Origin of the sequence: Streptomyces sp. GD-15H (assembly GCF_045291515.1) — a bacterium.
In the GTDB taxonomy this organism is placed as follows: Bacteria; Actinomycetota; Actinomycetes; order Streptomycetales; family Streptomycetaceae; genus Streptomyces.
This window is the reverse complement of record NZ_CP149447.1, coordinates 1296677-1314871: the sequence shown is the minus strand read 5'-3', so window position 1 is coordinate 1314871 and position 18195 is coordinate 1296677. Positions and strand designations below refer to the sequence as shown.

14 protein-coding genes are annotated in these 18195 nt (G+C 71.2%); 4 read left to right on the top strand and 10 right to left on the bottom strand.

Features of this window, described 5'->3' with window-relative positions; all coding sequences use genetic code 11:
- Positions 1 to 6: 6 nt before the first annotated feature.
- From WJ438_RS06430 to WJ438_RS06390, 9 genes are all read right to left on the bottom strand, one after another.
- Positions 7 to 666: a glycerol-3-phosphate responsive antiterminator gene (locus WJ438_RS06430; protein WP_406729608.1), complete on the bottom strand. Its 660-nt coding sequence runs from the start codon at positions 664 to 666 to the stop codon at positions 7 to 9.
- Positions 667 to 712: 46 nt separating this feature from the next.
- Positions 713 to 2266 (bottom strand): FAD-binding oxidoreductase, encoded by a 1554-nt coding sequence (locus WJ438_RS06425; protein WP_406724343.1) that lies wholly within the window; start codon positions 2264 to 2266, stop codon positions 713 to 715.
- Positions 2263 to 3936, bottom strand: a complete 1674-nt coding sequence (locus WJ438_RS06420; RefSeq protein ID WP_406724342.1) for an FAD-dependent oxidoreductase — start codon at positions 3934 to 3936, stop codon at positions 2263 to 2265. Before WJ438_RS06420 ends, WJ438_RS06425 begins: the two co-directional genes overlap by 4 nt.
- Positions 3937 to 3972: 36 nt before the next feature.
- A complete protein-coding gene (locus tag WJ438_RS06415; protein ID WP_406724341.1) occupies positions 3973 to 5550 on the bottom strand; it encodes an FGGY family carbohydrate kinase in 1578 nt (525 codons plus the stop codon).
- Between the two features lie 90 nt (positions 5551 to 5640).
- Entirely contained in the window at positions 5641 to 7071 is a 1431-nt protein-coding gene (locus WJ438_RS06410) for an MFS transporter (protein WP_406724340.1), read from the bottom strand.
- Between the two features lie 177 nt (positions 7072 to 7248).
- Positions 7249 to 7470 (bottom strand): hypothetical protein, encoded by a 222-nt coding sequence (locus tag WJ438_RS06405; protein ID WP_406724339.1) that lies wholly within the window; start codon positions 7468 to 7470, stop codon positions 7249 to 7251.
- A 320-nt stretch (positions 7471 to 7790) separates the two neighbouring features.
- Positions 7791 to 9215: an MFS transporter gene (locus WJ438_RS06400; protein WP_406724338.1), complete on the bottom strand. Its 1425-nt coding sequence runs from the start codon at positions 9213 to 9215 to the stop codon at positions 7791 to 7793.
- Between the two features lie 467 nt (positions 9216 to 9682).
- Complete coding sequence (locus WJ438_RS06395) at positions 9683 to 11122, bottom strand: MFS transporter (protein WP_406724337.1); 1440 nt, start codon at positions 11120 to 11122, stop codon at positions 9683 to 9685.
- Complete coding sequence (locus WJ438_RS06390) at positions 11119 to 12066, bottom strand: nucleoside hydrolase (protein ID WP_406724336.1); 948 nt, start codon at positions 12064 to 12066, stop codon at positions 11119 to 11121. Before WJ438_RS06390 ends, WJ438_RS06395 begins: the two co-directional genes overlap by 4 nt.
- Before the next feature lie 373 nt (positions 12067 to 12439).
- Between WJ438_RS06390 and WJ438_RS06385 the strand changes: the two genes are divergently transcribed.
- From WJ438_RS06385 to WJ438_RS06375, 3 genes are all read left to right on the top strand, one after another.
- Entirely contained in the window at positions 12440 to 13546 is a 1107-nt protein-coding gene (locus tag WJ438_RS06385; RefSeq protein WP_406724335.1) for a LacI family DNA-binding transcriptional regulator, read from the top strand.
- On the top strand, positions 13543 to 14451 hold the full coding sequence (locus tag WJ438_RS06380; RefSeq protein ID WP_406724334.1) for a PfkB family carbohydrate kinase: 909 nt from the start codon (positions 13543 to 13545) through the stop codon (positions 14449 to 14451). The genes WJ438_RS06385 and WJ438_RS06380 overlap by 4 nt, the downstream gene beginning before the upstream one ends.
- A gap of 283 nt (positions 14452 to 14734) precedes the next feature.
- Positions 14735 to 15385, top strand: a complete 651-nt coding sequence (locus WJ438_RS06375) for a YceI family protein (protein WP_406724333.1) — start codon at positions 14735 to 14737, stop codon at positions 15383 to 15385.
- A gap of 242 nt (positions 15386 to 15627) precedes the next feature.
- Here WJ438_RS06375 and WJ438_RS06370 read toward each other — a convergent pair whose 3' ends face one another.
- Positions 15628 to 15804, bottom strand: a complete 177-nt coding sequence (locus WJ438_RS06370) for a hypothetical protein (RefSeq protein ID WP_406724332.1) — start codon at positions 15802 to 15804, stop codon at positions 15628 to 15630.
- Positions 15805 to 16425: 621 nt separating this feature from the next.
- Between WJ438_RS06370 and WJ438_RS06365 the strand changes: the two genes are divergently transcribed.
- Entirely contained in the window at positions 16426 to 18189 is a 1764-nt protein-coding gene (locus WJ438_RS06365; RefSeq protein ID WP_406724331.1) for a LamG domain-containing protein, read from the top strand.
- Positions 18190 to 18195: the final 6 nt, after the last annotated feature.

Sequence of the window (18195 nt, the reverse complement as noted above, 5' to 3'; positions counted from 1 at the left end):
GGGTACTTACTCCTTGGACGGTGCGGCGGATCTCTTCATCGCGGCGGGCGGGACCGGCGGCAGCTGGTCCCGGCGCAGGTGCCAGAGGCGGGGGTCGGACGTGGCGGCGGCGACGGACCCGAGGGCCAGGGCGAGCGCCACGTCCGCGGGAGTCTCCACGAAGCCCGCGGCGACCGACGGGGACATCGCGCGCTGTGCCTGCGCGCTCATCCGGGCGATGATCGGGGCGGGCATGACTTCGACCAGGTCCGGCGCCCCGCGCGAGATCGCGTCCGTGGAGCGGCGCAGATTGGACCGGTCGGTGACGAACACCTTCATCATCGTCAGCAGGCCGAGCGGCCGGCCCTTCTCCGCCATCGACAGCCGGGTACTGACGACGCCGTGGGCGCCCATGTTCTTGAGGAACTCCAGCGCGCCCCGGTCCTGTGCCAGACCGGGGCTGCTGTCCACGTTCACGAACACGGTCTTCCCCGCCCGGCCCAGCGCCGGCACGACCTGGGGCAACTGCCCCACCGTGAGCGACGCGACGATGCACACCTTGGCCGGTGCGGTCAGGAACTGCCGCACCGGCTGGGTGCCCACGACCGACGCGACGACCGGGACCTCGGCGAACGCGGAAGCGAGCCGGGGGTCGAGTGCGGCACCGGACCGGGACGAGGAAGGGATCATGGCAAGGGCCTGCCTGGAGAGGAAGGGGTCGTGGCTGCTGAGGTCAGCTCAGCGGAGACGTACCGAATCGGCTGGGGAGGCCCAGTTTGCCAGGGTTGAGAATCCCGGCCGGGTCCAGGGCCTTCTTCACCGCGACGAACGTCGCGAAGCCCGCCCCGAGGGATTCTTCCAGGTAGGGGCCGCGCAGCAGACCGCAGCCGTGGTGGTGGCTGAGCGCCGCGGCGTGCTTGACGAGCACGGCGTTGGCCGCGTCCCACACCGCGCGGTACCAGTCGCGGCGCGACTCGGGCGCCACGTTCCCGCGGAGCGAGAAGTAGACGCAGGCGCCGTCGGTGTACGCGTGGGACTGGTGGGCCGACGCGGCCAGGGTGCCGTCCACCGCCTGGATCGCGGCGACCACCTCGTCGTAGATCACCGGGAGGTCGGTCCAGGACGCGGCCATCTCCAGGGTGTCGGCGACGAAGCCCGGGCCGGGCTTGAAGCCATCGGCGGACTTGCCGACCAGCATCCGCTCGTCCAGCCAGCGCTCGAAGACGGCCTGGCTGTCCAGTTCGGGGCCGTACTCCTCGCAGACCTCCTTCGCCACCTTGATCGAGGCGTCGACGATGGCCGGGTCGCCCTCGTCGGCGATGAGCAGGAGGTTGGTCTCCGGGTGGCCGAAGTGGGTGCCCGACTCCAGCTTGTCGTACAGGCGCAGGACGGCCGGGGTGGCGCCGCGCTGCATGATCCTGCGGCAGGCGTCCAGGCCCTCCGCGAAGGTCTTGAAGCCGTACGCGACTGCGGAGGCGTACTCCGGCAGCGGGTGGACCCGCAGCCGGGCCGAGACGATGACGCCGAGGGTGCCCTCGGAGCCGACGAACAGCTGGCGCAGGTCCGGGCCGACCGCGGCGCGGGCGTAGTCGCCGTACGTGGCCCGCGTGCCGTCGGCGTGCACGACGTCGACGCCGACGACCATGTCCTCGATCTTTCCGTACCGGGTGGAGAGCTGGCCGGCGCCGCGGCAGGCGATCCAGCCGCCGACGGTGGAGATGGCGAACGCGGACGGCCAGTGGCCGGTGGTGACGCCGTACTCCTCCTGGAGCTGCTTCTCGAAGAGGTCGCCGAACATGCCGGCCTGGACGTCCACGATGTTCGACTCGGCGTCGAAGCCGATGATCCGGTTCAGGCCGCACACGTCCAGGACGACGCCGCCGAAGACGGGAAGCGCGGCACCGATGACGTTGGAGCGGCCTGCGGACGGGGTGACCGGGATGCCGGCCTCGTGGCAGATCCGCAGCACGGCCGCGACCTGGTCGGCGTCGGCGGCCTCGACGATCACGGCGTTCGGGGTCGCGGGGCGGCCCTCGGTCTCGCCGATCATCGAACCGGCCCACCAGTCACGGGTCCGAGTGACGACCTCGTCGCGGGAGGTGTGCACCGCGTGCGCGGCCTCGCGCAGCGCCTCGACCACGGTCTCGGGTACCTCGACCGGATCCACCTGGAGCGCGGCCTCGCCGTCACCGATCGGGGTGTTCTGCGCCCACTTGGCGAAGCTGGGGGCACCGACGGTGTAGTTGCCCCGGTTGAACGGGTGGGTGATGGTCTGATGGCTGATCATGCTGCTGCCCCTTCGAGGAGTACGGACTTTTCGTGACGGACGGCTGCGAGGTACTCGGCGACCGAGCGCTCGACCTCCGCCTCCGTGAGGTTCAGTTCCCGGCCGAGGATCGCGCCGACGGTCTCGGCGGCGTCGACGGAGGCGTCCCGGGCGAACAGCCGGGCACGCGTGCGGCGGGAGAGGACGTCGTCGACCGACCGGGCCAGCTCGGCGTGGGCCGCGTACACTACCTCGGCCTTGGTGTACGGGAGCCCCGCCACGATCGGCTCGGCCAGCGACGGGTCGTCCTGGATGAGGTCGCCGACGAAGCGGGCCTCGGTGCCGAAGCGCTCGCCCAGGTGCGCGGCGATGCCACCGGACGCGGCGACGGCCTCGGAGTCGTAACCGGCGCCGCCGAGGAGCGGGAGGTTGGTGGTGCGGCTCTTCCCCTTGCGGCCGAGGACCGTCATCACCTTGTCGATGACGAGTTCGCCCATGTGCCGGCTGGTGGTGAGCTTGCCACCGGTCACCGTCACCATGCCGGTACGGCCGATGGTGATGTGGTGGTCGCGGCGCATGTCGAGGGTGGCCCCCTCCTTGCCGCCGACCAGCGGGCGCAGACCGCCGATGGAGCCGACCACGTCGTCCGGGGTGAGCTTCCCCTCGAAGGCGGTGTTGGCGCCCTCCAGCAGGAAGTCCATCTCCTCGCGGGTGCAGTGCACGTCGTCCGGGGAACCCTGGTAGTCCTCGTCGGTGGTGCCCAGCACGACGGTGTTGCCCCAGCGGGTGCAGGTCGCGCGGCGGGCCCGGCCGGGGATCGGCACGGTGACCGTGCAGTTGATCCGTACCTTGTCCCAAGGAACCACGATGTGGACACCCTTAGCGGGCCGGACCTGCGGCTTGTGGCCGTCGTCCGCCTTCACGTCCAGCTCGTCGGTCCACACCCCGGTGGCGTTGACCACGGCTCGGGCGCGGATGTCGATGGTGTCGCCGTCCGCCGAGACCCGGGCACCGGACACCTTGCCCGTCTGCATCAACAGGCCCTCGGCCTTGGCTCCGTTGAGGACCGTCGCCCCGAGCGCGGCGGCAGTGCGGACGATGGTGAGGACGAGGCGGGCGTCGTCGGCGCGGGCGTCGAAGTACATCAGCCCGCCCTTGAGGTTCTCGGCGCGCAACGTCGGCGCCTGGGCGAGGACCTCGGGAACGGTGAGCCGCTGGTGGAGCTTGCCGATCCGCCATCCGCCGACCAGGTCGTATGTCCACAGCAGACCCTCGAAGCCCTTGGCCAGGCGGGCGTCGAAGATGCCCTCCTTCTCCAGGATCGGGAAGAGGAACGGCAGCCGGTGCACCAGGTGCGGGGCGTTCTTGCGGAAGCGGTGGCGCTCCAGGAGCGAGTGGCGGACCAGGTTGACGTTGCCCTGCTCGATGTAGCGCAGGCCGCCGTGCACCATCTTCGACGACTTCGACGAGGTGCCGGAGGCGAAGTCGTCCTTCTCGATCAGGGCCGCGCGCAGACCGCGCGAAGCGGCGTCGAGCACGGCGTACGCCCCGGTGATGCCACCACCGATGACGAGCACGTCGTACGTGTCGTCGGCCAGCCGGCGCTTGAGGGCCACCCGGTCTAGGAGCAGGGGCGTCCGGCGGGTCGCCGCGGCGTTGCGCCGCGGTTTCCGGGCGGGCATGGTGATCACAACATCAACTCCTGGTGTTCTGATGCGGCGGGGCCGTCAGTGGGGGGTGTGAGGTTCGGGTGCGCCCTCCCGCAGGGGGAGCAGCGCGGGGTCGTTCAGGTGGGCGATCAGCACGTCGCGCCAGGCGGCCCGCTGCTCGGTCCGCTCGGCCGCCGTGATCGACGGCTCGAAAACCCGGCCGTGCGGCTGCGCCTCGACGACCTCTTCGAGTGAGGACCACAGACCCTGGGCGACCCCGGCCAGATAGGAGGTGCCGCGCAGGCTGGCGGTGGCGGAGTCGGAGACCCGTTCCAGCGGCAGGCCGGCCAGGTCGGCCTGGATCCGCATCAGCGGGTCGCTGCCGGAGACGCCGCCGCCGACCCGGAGCCGCGTGAACGGGGTGCCCATGGTGTCGGCGACCCCGTCGATCAGATCGCACACCGAGTGCGCGATCCCGTCGAGCACGGCGCGCGCGAGATCGGCCCGGGTAGTGGCGAGGGTGAGCCCGGTGAGGGAAGCGGTGGCATCCGGGTGCCAGACCGGCGTACGGACCCCGGCCAGCGCCGGGACGAAGTGCGGCGTGCGGCCCGGCCTGGTGGCGACGCGGCCCGCCTCCTCGCCGAGCTCCTGCGGCGATGCGAACAGCCCCAGGTCGTCGCAGAGCCAGCGCAGTGCCGAACCCGCGGTGGAGGTGTACGCCTCCAGGCTGTAGTGGCTGATGCCGCCCTGCCGCCGACCGGGCTGGGCGACCACGCCGGAGATGTCCGGCCGGGGCAGGGCCGGCCGGGTACCGGTCGCCGCGTCGACGAACGCGCCGGTCCCGTACATGCACATGCCCTGCCCGACGGCGATACCGCCGAGTGCGACGAGCGCGGATTGCTGGTCGCCCATGGAGGCGGCCAGCGGGACGGCGATGCCGAGGGCGGCCGGGTCGGTCGTGCCGAATCCGGCGTCGTCGGAGCGGAGCTCCGGCAGCAGGTCGAGGGGGAAGCCCAGGTGGCCGATCCATTCCTCGTCCCAGGCGTGCCGCTCCAGCAGGTAGCCACCGGTGGACGCGGCGTTGGTCGGGGTGGTGGCGTGCACGGCGCCACCGGTGAGGCGCCAGATCAGCCAGGTGTCGACGGTGCCGAAGAGCAGCCGTCCTGCCCGGTGCGCCTCGGCGACCTCCGGGTGCGTGGCGATCTGCCGGGCGGCCCAGAGGAACGGGGCGCGGGCGCCTACCGGCCGGCCCTGACGGGCCAGCAGGGCGGCGTCCCACTCCGCCTCGTACGCGGTGAGTTCGTGTGCGAACCGCCGGTCCTGCCACACCACGGCCGGCAGCAGTGGCCGTCCCGTGACCCGGTCCCACAACATCGCCGTCGCCCGCTGTGTGGACACCGCGACCGCCGCGATCTCGATGCCCTCCTCCTCGGCCCGGCCGACGGCCCGGCGCGCCACCTCGACGGTGGCCGTCCAGATCTCCATCGGGTCCTGCTCGACCGAGAGGTTGTCCGGATGGCTGACCTCGATCGATTGGTAGAACACCTCGTGGACGGCGCCCGAGTCGAGGACGACTCCGGCCCGGGTGCCCGTGGTGCCCTCGTCGATGGACAGCACACCGCGCCGTGGGGCGGCGCCGAAGAACGTCTGCGTCATTGCAGCCCTTTCAGTGCGAGCTTCGCGAGCGAGCCGTACGGAGGGATGGAGGGAAACGGAGGGGAGGGGACCATCGTGTGGTGTGGCGGGTCAGCGCACGGTCACGGAGGGTTCCGCGGCGGTGTTGCGGTTCTGTCCGGCTACCTCGTCGGGCGAAGCGGCCTTCATCGGGTCCCACTTGATCACCAGGCAGGTGATCAGCCCGAGCAGCGGCACGGCGGAGAGCACCAGGAAGGTGTTGGCGAGTCCGAGCGAGTCCCTGACCTGCGGGAACAGGTACAGCCCGACCACACTGCCGAAGCTGCCGACCATCCCGGTGACACCGGTGCCCAGGGCGCGGATGTCGCTGCTGTAGGAGAGCGCTGCGATGGACTTGCCGTTGGCGCCGGGGCCCGTCGAGTGGCAGAGGATGAACAGCACCGGCAGCAGGAACGCCACGGCCGTGGGCACCTTCTCGAAGGTCAGCCCCATCGCCACCAGGGCCACGAAGACCCCGGCGAAACCGGCGGCGGAGCTGAGCCGCAGTCCGAGTCGGCGACCGAAGTACGCGGACAGCAGTCCGCCCGCGATACCGACGGCGTTGAAGACCATCGAGCCGATGGTGGCCTTCTCGAAGCTCTGGCCGAAGATCGTCAGGCTGATCAGCGGCAGGTACCAGCCAACCGCGAAGTACTGCATCGACTGTCCGAGCGAGATCACCGAGGAGAGGATCGTGCGCGGCAGGTACTCGCCCTTGAACAGGAGCCCGGCCTGGCGGAACCCGATGGCGGGTGCTTCGGCGGCGGTACGGGTCGCTTCGTCGGGCGTGCCGGCGACGGCCTTGATCCCGTAGATCCTGTCCAGGTTGGTCACCGCCTCCTCCAACCGGCCCTTGCTGGCCAGCCAGGTCGGGCTCTCCTTGAGCATCAGGGCTTGGCCCAAGAGCAGTACGGCGGCGATGACGGCGGCCGAGCCGACCGACCAGCGCCAGATGTCGGCGCCGACGTCCAGGTTGAAGAAGACCAGGGCCAGCGCGAGGTTGCTGGTGGTGGCGACGTACCAGACGGCCTGCCACAGATTCAGCCGACCGCTCAGCTTCGCGGGCGTGTACTCGGCGAGCAGCGCCATGGCGACCGCGAAGTCGATGCCGTATGCGATACCCACCAGGACCCGGCCGAGCCAGACGACGCTGAAGTCGTCGGCGAACGCGGCGAGCAGGGCGCCCGCGATCGCGAACACCTTGGCGATGAGCAGCGGGGTGACGCGACCGATGCGGGTGGCGAGCCAGCCACCGACCGGGTTGAAGATGATCGCCAGGGCCGGAGCGGTGGCCGTGAGGATCGACACCTGGGTGCTGGTGAGTTCCATCTGGGACGTCATCGGCCCCAGACCGGCGCTCAGCGCCGCGTTCGAGTAGGCGTCGAGGAACAGCCCACCGAATACGAGAAGCCAGATGATCTGCGCCCGGCCGGTGATCTTTCCCAGCCCGTCGATGAGCGCAACGACGTCGGCGACACCCTTGACGCTCGAACGTTGTGCCATGAATCCGCCTTAGAGGAGGACCCGTCGGCGGCACGGGGAGCACAAAACAGGCATGACGAAGCCACCGACAGGTGGTCTATGTCTATGCCTGTCAAAACACTGCGGAAAGCGCCGCAGCACGTGAACTGCTGTAACTACCAACTACTTAGTGCAGTTAAGGGCGAGGCCGGAGAAACGTCAAGGGGGTTTCAGCCAGGTTGCCGAAATGTGATGGGTCTCCCGCGGTGGACGCTGGTGCCCGGGCCGGAGGCCGCCCGGTGTCAACCCGGCGAGGAGTCGCTCCAGCCGGTCGACGCCGGAGCCGGTGGGGAGGAAGGCCAGTTGCTCGGCTCCGGCCTCTCGGAACTCCTTGACCGTCGCGGCGAGCGATGCCGCGTCCTGGGGCGCGGAGCGAACCACGCGCTCGACGGTCGGGCACAGGAAAGCAAAGTGCTCCGGTAGGAGGGACCGGCCCGTGTGCGGCTGCTCAGCAGGCAACTCGGGGCGGTACGGCAGGGCATGCCCGCGCTGCGGTGGAGGGGTGGCGGCTGTACGGGGAGAGCGGGGCCAGGGCGGTCCACCGGTCGGTTTCGGCGTCGGTGCAGGTGCCCCTCGGCGGCGTCGACCCAAGCGGCGAGGCGATGCTTGCGAGCGGTTCGCACACGGCGGTGCTGGGGAAGACACCGCGGCCCTCTTCCCCTTGTCCCGGGAAAGGGGGCCGCGGTGGGACGCCGGACGGTTCAGGGAGCCACGGTGGTGGCGGAGGACTCGTCCCGGCCGACGGTGGCGTCGGCGGTGGCGGGGGCCTCGCCCTCGTCGAGGGCGGTGTCCTTCGTCTCCTTGCCGATCAGCAGCGAGACCAGGGTCACCAGGGCCATCGCGGAGAGGTAGACGCCGACCAGCCAGGGCGAGCCGTCGGCTGCCTCCCACAGCGCCACCGCGATGAACGGGGCGACGGCCGCACCCAGGATCGAGCTGACGTTGTACGAGATGCCGGAGCCGGTGTAGCGCACGCTCGTCGGGAACAGCTCCGGCAGGAGCGCGCCCATCGGGCCGAAGGTCATGCCCATCAGCGTGAAGCCGAGCACCAGCCACAGCACCACACCGAGCGTGCCGAGGCCGATCAGCGGCACCCACACCAGACCGAAGACCAGGATCGCGGCGGTGACCCAGATCAGGGTGGCGCGGCGGCCGTACTTGTCGGCGAGCGGGCCGGAGATCAGGGTGAACGCGGCGAAGAACAGCACCCCGAAGATCATCATCAGGACGAAGGTGGTGTAGCTGTACCCCAGGCCGGGCACGGCGGCGTCCGTCGGGGTACGGCCGTAGCTCAGCGAGAACGTGGTCATCAGGTAGAAGAGCACGTACGTGGCCAGCATGAAGAAGGTGCCGAGGACCAGCTGCCGCCAGTGGCTGCGGAAGACGGTGGCCAGCGGCAGCTTCCGCACCAGCCCGGCCTCCCGGGTCTTGGAGAAGACCGGTGCCTCGACCAGGCGCATCCGCACCCACAGGCCGATCACGACCATCACGGCCGAGAACAGGAACGGGATGCGCCAGCCCCAGCTCAGGAAGGCCTCGGAGGGCTGCGACGGGTCGGCGCCCGCGGCGGACGGCAGCAGCGCGCCGATGATCAGGAAGAGACCGTTGCCGATGATGAAGCCGAGCGGGGCGCCCAGCTGCGGGAACGTGCCGTAGAGGGCGCGCTTGTTCTTCGGGGCGTTCTCCGTGGCGACCAGTGCGGCGCCGCTCCACTCACCGCCCAGCGCGAAGCCCTGCGCGAGCCGCATCAGCACCAGCAGCGCGGTGGCGATCCAGCCGGCCTGCTCGTAGGTGGGCAGCACGCCGATGAGGAAGGTGGCGATGCCCATGGTGAGCAGCGAGGCCACCAGGGTGCCCTTGCGGCCGAGCCGGTCGCCGAGGTGTCCGAAGACGACGGCGCCGATCGGGCGGGCGACCATGGCGGCGCCGAACACCGCGAAGGACGACAGCAGCGCGGTGGTCGGGTCGCTGTTCGGGAAGAAGAGCGCGGGGAAGACCAGGACGGCGGCGGTCGCGTAGATGTAGAAGTCGTAGAACTCGATCGTCGTGCCGATGAGGCTCGCGACGAGGACACGGGACCGCGAGTTCACGGGTGCCGGGGCTGGGCTGGTGGTGGGTGCGGGCATTTCTCGGTCTTTCGCACGAGGGCGGAGAACAGGCGCCGGCGGTGTGCCGCCGACGGCCCGCCCGACAGCGGGCGCCTTCCCCGAGAGAAAGGCTGCGTGTACGGTACAGGCATCTCAAGGCTCTCAAACATCTCACGTGCCAGTCAGCCCGTCTCGAAATATGGGATGAAATCAAGAGGTCGGGTGCCCTGGGCGCACGGGCGGACCGCGGAGCCGGCCCCCCTTTCCCCACGTCGATGGCCTGGACGATGGTCGAGAGCGCCTCCGTGCGGGTGCGTACGGCCGACCCAGTTGGCGCTTATGGGCCCGGGTGAGCGCGCCGGGGCGGATCCGGAGCAGCCGGCGGGCGAACGGCGGACGGCCTGTGGCACGGGCCCCGGGATTCCTCCCGGGGCCCGTGCCACAGGCCGTCGTCATGTCGCCGCACCGGAGTGCCGCCGGATCGCGGCGGTGCCGGATGGCCCGGATCAGTCGCGGGTCTCGGCCTCCACCGGCTTCGGGATCATGAAGGACGTCGCGAAGGCGGCGGCCAGGATGACCACTCCGGCGACCATGCCGGCGGTGTAGTCGGCGGGCGACGTGGGATCGTCCGGCAGGGCCGCCGTCTTGACCGCGTACAGCAGCGCGAAGCTGAGACCGGCGCCGAGGTTGAACGCCCCCGCGTTCAGGCCGGGCAGGAATCCCGGATTCTCCTTGGGGGACAGGACGATGCCGAGCCCGTTGAGCACGATGTTCGCCACGCCCGCGTAGGCGATGCCGACCAGGACCGAGGTCAGCAGCAGCATGGGGCGGGACTGGGAGTCGACCGTGAGGATCATCAGGAGCACGCCCGCCACGGCCCCGATCAGCCCCAGCCGCAGGATGCGGCCGTACCCGAAGGTGGCGGCGAGCCAGGCGAGGGGCCCCATGGCCAGGCCGGCCAGGGCGTACGGCGTGAGGGTCCACCACGCGGACTGCTCGGCGCCCATGCCGAGCCCGGCGTTCCCGTCCTGGGCGAGTGCCGGGATCAGTCCGTTCATGACGGCGAACACGCCCGTCATGGTGAGCAGGGTGGTCAGCAGGGTCGCCCAGGTCGCGCGCTGCTTCAGGTGCCGGGTGGCGACCAGCGGATGCGCACTGCGGTCCTCGGTCCGCCAGAACAGGGCGAAGGCGACCGCGCCGACGGCGATGAGGACGGCGACGAGGAGCCAGTTGGCGTCGGCGAGCTTGCCGGCCTCGTTCAGCGCGGTGAGCAGTGCGCCGACGGACACGACGAGGAGCGCGACACCCGGCCAGTCCATCCGGTCCGCGGCGGGCGCCTTGGTCTCGGGGGTCAGGGTGGCGACCAGCACGGCGGCGAGGACCGCCACGACGGCCATCGTCCAGAAGACCGACCGGAAGCCGTAGTTGTCGGCGAGGTAGCCCCCGGCGAGGGCGTCGACACCGGCGATGCCGCCGTTGACGGCGGTGATCACGCCCAGCAGGGTGCCGTACTTCTTCGGTTCGCTCACCTCCTGCCGCAGCATGATCAGGCAGAGGGGGACGACCGGGCCGGACACACCCTGGATGATGCGGCCGACGAACAGCACGGGCACGCTCGGCGCCAGTGCGGCGACGACGCAGCCGACGGCCATGAGGGCCAGCATGCCGGCCAGGACCTTGCGTCGGCCGATGACGTCGCCCAGCCTCGGCAGGAAGAGTGAGAACAGGGCCGCCGAGGTGAAGAACGCGGTCTGGGTGAGCCCGATCTCGGCCGAGCTGGCCCCGAAGCTCTCCTCGATGTTCTTCAGTGCGGGGCTGAGCATGCTCGCGTTGAGCTGGAAGGCGAAACAGGCGGCGAGGAGCGCGGCCATCAGCACACCCACGCGGGTGGTGCGACGGCCCGACATCTCGTCGCCGGGCCGGTTCAGAGTGGTGGGTGCGCTCATGCCTCGACGTCACCGATCCGCTCGAGGGCGTCCACCACGAGGTCCCAGAACCGCTCGCGGTCGAGCTCGACCGCGACCTGGGTGTGGCAGTCGGCCGGGGCCGGGGCGCGGAAGTCCGTCACGGTCATGCCCAGGGTCAGACCGCCGCTGAGCTCGACGTCCACGGGAGCCTTGCGCACCGTCATGACGGAGGGGTCGATCACGTACGCGACCGCGCACGGGTCGTGCACGGGCGGGTGCTCGAAGCCCTGCGCCTCCTTGTAGGTGGCGCCGAAGAAGTCCAGCAGTTCGCCGACGAACTTGGCGGGCTTGGTGCCGACCGCGGCGATCTTCTCGGCGACCTCGGGCGTCGCCAGCGCCTGGTGCGTCAGGTCGAGACCGACCATGGTGACCGGCCAGCTCTCGTTGAAGACGATGTGGGCGGCCTCGGGGTCGATGATGATGTTGAACTCGGCGACCGCGCTCCAGTTGCCCTCGTGGTAGCCGCCGCCCATCAGGACGACCTCGCGGACCCGCTCGACGATGCGGGGCTCCTTGCGCGCGGCGAGGGCGATGTTGGTCAGGCCCGCCGTCGGGACGAGGGTGATCTCGCCGGGCTCGTGCGACATCACCGTGTCGATGATGAGGTCGACGGCGTGCCGGCGGTCCAGCTCGAGGGTCGGCTCGGGCAGTACGGGTCCGTCCAGACCGGTCTCGCCGTGGATGTCCGGTGCCGTCTCGATGGCCCGCACCAGCGGCCGCAGGCAGCCGGCGGCGAAGGGCACGCCGGTGATCCCGGCGATGCGCGCCACGGACAGGGCGTTGCGGGTCACCTTCTCCAGCGTCTGGTTGCCGACCACGGTCGTGACGGCGACCAGTTCGATGTCGGGGTTGCCGTGCGCCAACAGCATGGCGATGGCGTCGTCGTGTCCGGGGTCGCAGTCGAGGATGATCTTTTTGGCCATCGGGTGAGCCCCCTTGCTCAAGGCGGAACGGGTGGTGAAGTGGATCTCTGGAGCGCCGAAGGAGGGCTGCTACCGGAGGGCGGGCCGGCTCGTACACCCGGCGCCGGTGGTGGTGGCCGTCTCCGTCACCGTCACCGGAGGCACGGCAGCGGCCCGGGGCGATGGGCTGCCGCCGGCGATCGGGGTGAACACTGCGCACCTCCTTGGAAACAGTTCGGGAAAACGTTCTCCAAAAAAATTCCTTACGGGGCCCGACGTTGTCAATGACTGATATCTCATGATGCGGCATGGATGCACCGAATCCTGACGGTTGCCTGGTGATAACGTTTGCCGAAATGATCCCGGGAGACCGCTTCCCGCCTGGTGAGAACCGGTGAGAAGAAGCGGAGTCGTACCGAGTGGAGGGGGCTCGACAGTGTCCGAGGTCACACTGAAGGACGTGGCTCGCGCATCGGGTTGTTCCGTTGCCACGGTGTCCCGGGTGCTGGGCGGAACCCGTCCGGTCGGGCCCGAGATCGCCCGCCGGGTCAAGGAGGCGGCCGACCGTCTCGGTTACCGGCCCAACCAGGTCGCCCGCGCCCTGCGCAGCCGCTCCACCGGCACCATCGGCCTCGTCCTGCCGCAGATCACCAACCCCTTCTTCCCCTCCCTCGTGCGGGAGGTGGAGCACGCGCTGCATGCCGAGGGCCGCGCCGTGCTGTTCGCCGACTGCGACGACGACCCGGAGACCGAGGCGGCCAGGATCACCGCGCTGCTGGACCGGCAGGTCGACGCCCTGCTGGTCATTCCCGTCGACGAGACGCACAGTAGGGAGGCGGTGGCGAGGGCGGCGGCCCGCGTGCCGCTGGTGCTGCTGGACCGCGGCTGCGGTCCCGGCGTCGCCGACTCGGTCGCGACCGACAACACCGCCGGCATGGCGCTCGTCCTGGACCATCTGGCCGCCACCGGCCGCCGTCGCCTGTGCTTCGTGGGCGCGGCCGGAACCGACTCGGCGGCGGTCGAGCGGCTCGCGGCGTACGAGGCGGGGGCCGGCGCCGTGGACCCGGAAGCCCGCGGCCGCGTCGAACTCGGCGACTTCTCGCTGGAGTGGGGGCGGGCCGCGGTGGACCGGATCCTGCCCTCCCGGCCGGACGCCATCGTCTGCGCCAACGACCTCATCGCGGTCGGCGCGCTGCGACGGCTGCGGCAACTCGGCGTGGACGTCCCGGGTGAGGTCGCCGTCACCGGTTTCGACGACATCCCCGTGGCGGACCTCGCCGAACCAGCCCTGACCACCGTCCGCCAGCCCGTGCGCGCACTGGCCGCCGAGGCCGCGCACCTGCTCGGCCACCGGCTGGCCGGGCAGCAGAACGGGCAGCCGGACGGGCCGCGACGGTCGGTCCGGCTCGCCCCCGAACTCGTCGTACGCGCCTCCAGCGCACCCCGCACCGCCTCGGCCCAGGACACCGGCAGTACCCACCCCGCAGAGGAAGACCGGTGAGCGCAGTCGCCGGAAGCCTCACCCCGAATCCCGGCGTACTGGTTCCCCGGCATCCGGTGCCGGGCGAGACGGTCCTCGGCGGTGGCATCGCCCAGCACCCCGGCGGCAAGGGCGCCAACCAGGCGGCCGCCGCCGCCCGGCTCGGCGGGAACGTCGCCTTCGTCGGCCGGGTCGGCGAGGACGACGCGGCCGACGTCATGCTCGACGCCGTCCGGCAGGAAGGCGTGGACACCACGCACATCACCCGCACCCCGGACACGGCGACCGGCCGCGCCCTGATCGCCGTCGACCCGGCGGGCGAGAACACCATCATCGTCAGCCCCGGTGCCAACGCCCTCCTGGGCGCCGCCGACTGCGAGGCCGCCGCGGGCCTGCTGCGCGGGGCGGCCGTGACCGTCCTCCAGCAGGAGGTCCCGGACGAGGCCAACCACGCCGCCGCACGGCTGGCCGGCGGCATCGTGCTGCACAATCCGGCCCCCGCCGTCGCCGGCGCCGTCCCGCCGCCCCATGTCGACGTGCTGGTCCCCAACCGCACGGAACTGGCGGCCCTCACCGGCACGCCCGTACCGGAGACGATCGACGAGGTCGTCGCCGCGGCACGCAAGCTGACCGGGGTCGACGCGGTGATCGTCACGCTCGGCGGTGACGGCGTGCTCCTCCTTGAGGGCACCTCACACCTGCACGTCCCGGCCTTCTCCGTCCGGCCCGTGGACACCACGGCCGCCGGTGACTCCTTCTGCGGTGCACTGGCCGTCGCCCTCGCGGAGGGCCGCACCCTCGAGCAGTCCGCCCGCTGGGCCTGCGCCGCCGCGGCGATCAGCACCACCCGAGCGGGAGCCCAGCCCTCCCTCGCCCGTCGCGACGAGGTCGAGGCCTTCCTGGCCGGGAACACCGGGAACAGCTGAAACGCCGTTCCGGCGGGAGGCGCCGGGGAGACCGTCGCCGTGGCACGGGCCCAGGTCCGCCCGCGTGGGGACCCGCACCGGGTCCGTGCCCGGTGCCACGGCGCCGCTCACGGCGGAGCGCCGAAGTCGTGGCACCGGGCACGCCGCCGGTCCCGGCCCATGACGAAGGTCTCAACTTGAGAAAGAATCCGGCCAAGATCGTTTTGATGCGCCCTGCACCTGTTGAATGGCGGTCTCCTGAAGCCGCACATGCGGATGTCAAGCACCCTCACCGGGAGATCTGATGGACTTCCGCTCTCTCTTCCGCACCGCACGGTCCGTCGACACCGAGCCGGCACCGTCGCCGGCCCCGCCGGCGGGCGCGGGCGCCCGGACGTTCAATGCCGACCCCTCCCGGGCCTGGCTCTCCGGGGAGTGGCTGTTCGACCAGTCGCACAGCACCATCGGGTTCGCCGCCCGGCACGCTCTGGTCACCCGGGTCCGGGGGAGCTTCACCGACTTCGACGGCTGGCTTCGCCTGGACGGTGAACGACCGGAACGCTCCGGAGTCGGGGTGGTCGTTCGGACGGCCACCATCGACACCCGCGTCGCGCAGCGCGACCGTCACCTCTGCAGCGCCGACTTCCTCGACGTCGAGCGCTACCCGACCATCACCTTCAGCAGCACCCACACCGAGCAGGTCGGTGAGGACCGCTTCCGGATGACGGGCGCCCTCACCATCAAGGACCGCACGCATCCGGTCACCATCGACCTCCTCTACACGGGCTTGGTGGTCGACGCCTTCGGCGTCGAGCGGATCGGTTTCGACGGCACAGCCATTGTCAACCGCAGCCAGTGGGACCTCACCTGGAACGCGGTGCTGGAGACCGGTGGCCTGATGGTCAGCGAGGAGATCGAGCTCGAGTTCGACATCTCGGCGGTCCGGGCGCCCTGACCGCGCCCGGCGGATCACCGTGCGCCGACCAGCGCCGGGAGATCGCCCCGGGGCATCGGATGTGGGCTCAGCCTCCTCGGCCGACGTCACCAGCCCCCGTAGTCCTCCATCAGGTTGCCGACAAGCGAGAGCAGGGCATCGGCGCGGTGCCGGTCCTCGCGCTGGGCGCGCAGGGTCCGGTGGATCTCCGGGAGCCGGGCTGGGGTGGCCGGCCCCGGTCCTGCATCTCCTCGAACAGCGGATCAGTGATCAGTCCAGGCAGGCATCGAGCAGCCGGTGGGTCGCCGGGGACGGTGCGGCGCACGGATGTCGGCCGCCTGCGCCTCGCCGCCGTGGTGTTCGTACCAGGCGATCAGCGGCAGCGCGGTGAGCCGGCTGCGCAGCCGCGCCCTGGCCGCGGCCTCGCGGGCGAAGGACACGGCCGGTTCCTCCGAGCCCCGGCGACGGGCCCGGCCGCGCGCAGCGGGTTGCGGGGACGGGCCCGTGGTGGCCCAGAGTCGTCACGGTTCCGCGTCAGCCGGGAAATTGTTCTGAACGCGTTCGAAGAGCGTTCTATAGTCGTGCAATCCGAGACTGGTGGTGAGCATGACAGCTGCTGGTCTCTGTGTGGTCCTTGCGCGAGCCGAAGGGCGGCGAACCGTCCCGCGCGGGACCGGACAACCGAAACAGGGGGGACCCCACCGCATGAACACGCATTCCGGTCGGCGCGCCAGAACCGCCGCCGCGGCCACGGGACTGGCAGCCGTGCTGCTGGCCGCCACCCCGGGCATCGCCACGGCGGCCGGGGAGAACCTTCCGCCGCTTCAGCCGAGCATCGACACCCTCACTGCCAACTGGAGCAAAGCTTGCTCCGCCGAACCCGTCCACGTCCCCAACGCGCCCGAACTCCGGGCCGTCGTCGAGGACACGACGGAGGACAACCAGGAGGGGGAGACCAACGGGGCCGGGGCCGAGTTCGAGGCCTGGTGGACCGACGCTGACGGAACCACGCAGCGCCGCAGCCACACCTCCGGCATCGTGCACTCTCCGATCACCCAGTTGTGGCGGACCCCCTCCGACCTCCCGGCCGACACCATCGTCTCCTGGCACGTCCGGGCCGTCGACCGCGAGGGCGCGACCTCCGCCTGGAGCGACGAGGCCCCCGGCATCACCTGCCGGTTCGTCATCGACACGGTCAACCCCAGCCGGCGACGATCGTCTCGGAGCAGTATCCGGACGACGACAGCGGCTGGCACGACGGCGTCGGCGTCTACGGCAGCTTCACGTTCGACTCCCCGTCCGAGGACGTCGTCGAGTATGTCTACTCCGTCCTCGGCTCCGCCCCCAAGCGGGTCCGGCCCGAGGAACCGGGCGGACCGGTCACCATCCGGTGGATGCCGGAGGACAGCGGGCCCTACCACGTGCAGGTCCGCGCCGTCGACCGGGCCGGGCGGTCCAGCTCCCAGACGACTTACTGGACGCGCGTCGCCACCGGCCGCGCCCCCGTCGCCCGCTGGAAGCTCGCCGATCCGGCCGGAGCCGACAACGCCGCCGCCGAGGCCGGCCCTGTGGCCCGCGCCGAGGACGGCGTCGTCTTCGGCGCCCCCGCACCCTCCCGCACCGACCTCACCTCCACCGTCACCCTCAACGGCCGGGGCAACAGCTATCTCACCCCGGACGCCCCCGCGACGGACACCGCCAGGACCTTCGCCCTCTCCGCATGGGTCCGCCCCGCCGCCACCGACTCCCCGATGACGGTGGCCAGCCAGGATGCCGCCGACGGCACCTCAGCCTTCACCCTCGGCCTGCGCCCGACCGCGGACTCCCCGGCCACCTGGGCCTTCCGCTACGGTGCCACCACCCTCACCGGCGGCAGCGCCTCCGCCGGCGGCTGGGCCCACCTGACCGGCCTGTACGACACCGAGGACGACACCCTGCGCCTCTACGTCAACGGCAAGGAGGTCGCTTCCGAGACCGGCGTCGCCCCGGTGGCCGCCCCCGGCGCCTTCCAGATCGGCCGCGCCCGCGGCGACGGCGGTGCGCGTTGGCAGGGCGAGATCGGCGACGTCCGTGTCTGGGACCGGGTCGTGCCCCGCAAGGAGATCGAGAGGCTGGGTTCCCGCCCCGCCGAACTGGTCGCCGCCTGGGACATCGAGCGCACCGACGACGGTGTGATCCCCGACCGGGACGGCGACAAGCCGCTCACCCTGCACGGCGGCGCCGGCTTCTACACCCCCGACTACGACGCCTGCTTCGAAGACCCCGAGTGCGTCGAGTTCCCGGCGGACGCCCTCGACGGCAACGACCACCTGGCCCTGGACGGCACGGACGACTACGCCGCCACCGATGGCCCCGTCGTCGACACCGCCGACAGCTACAGCGTCGGCCTGCGGGTCCGCTTCGCCGACACCACCCCCGACCGGCCGATGACCCTCCTGTCCCAGGGCGACGCCGACAGCGACGCCTTCAAGGTCCGCTACGACCCGGCCGCGTCCGAGTGGCAGCTGGTCGTCACCCGCGGCAGCGAACCGGGCGCCGCGGAGACCGTTGTCGCCGGGCCCGGCGCTCCCACGTCCCACACCGACGAAGTGGTCGTCGTGTACGACGACTCCGAGGGCCACATCACCTTGTACGTCAGGGGCGAGGCCGTGGCCACCACGGAGTTCAACGCCTCCTGGAGCGCCCCCGGCCCGCTTCAGATCGGCCGCGGCCACACCGCCGACGGCGGCTGGGGCGAGCACTTCCACGGCGGGGCGGACACCGTCCGCGTCTTCAACGGAGCCCTCACCGCGTCCCAGGTGAGATCGTTCGCCTACCTCTACTGAGGTCCG

Bases quoted from the DNA above. Each gene is read 5' to 3' on its own strand.
- WJ438_RS06425 (WP_406724343.1), bottom strand. From the start codon at position 2,266: ATGATCAGCCATCAGACCATCACCCACCCGTTCAACCGGGGCAACTAC.
- WJ438_RS06415 (WP_406724341.1), bottom strand. From the start codon at position 5,550: ATGACGCAGACGTTCTTCGGCGCCGCCCCACGGCGCGGTGTGCTGTCC.
- WJ438_RS06410 (WP_406724340.1), bottom strand. From the start codon at position 7,071: ATGGCACAACGTTCGAGCGTCAAGGGTGTCGCCGACGTCGTTGCGCTC.
- WJ438_RS06400 (WP_406724338.1), bottom strand. From the start codon at position 9,215: ATGCCCGCACCCACCACCAGCCCAGCCCCGGCACCCGTGAACTCGCGG.
- WJ438_RS06395 (WP_406724337.1), bottom strand. From the start codon at position 11,122: ATGAGCGCACCCACCACTCTGAACCGGCCCGGCGACGAGATGTCGGGC.
- WJ438_RS06390 (WP_406724336.1), bottom strand. From the start codon at position 12,066: ATGGCCAAAAAGATCATCCTCGACTGCGACCCCGGACACGACGACGCC.
- WJ438_RS06375 (WP_406724333.1), top strand. From the start codon at position 14,735: ATGGACTTCCGCTCTCTCTTCCGCACCGCACGGTCCGTCGACACCGAG.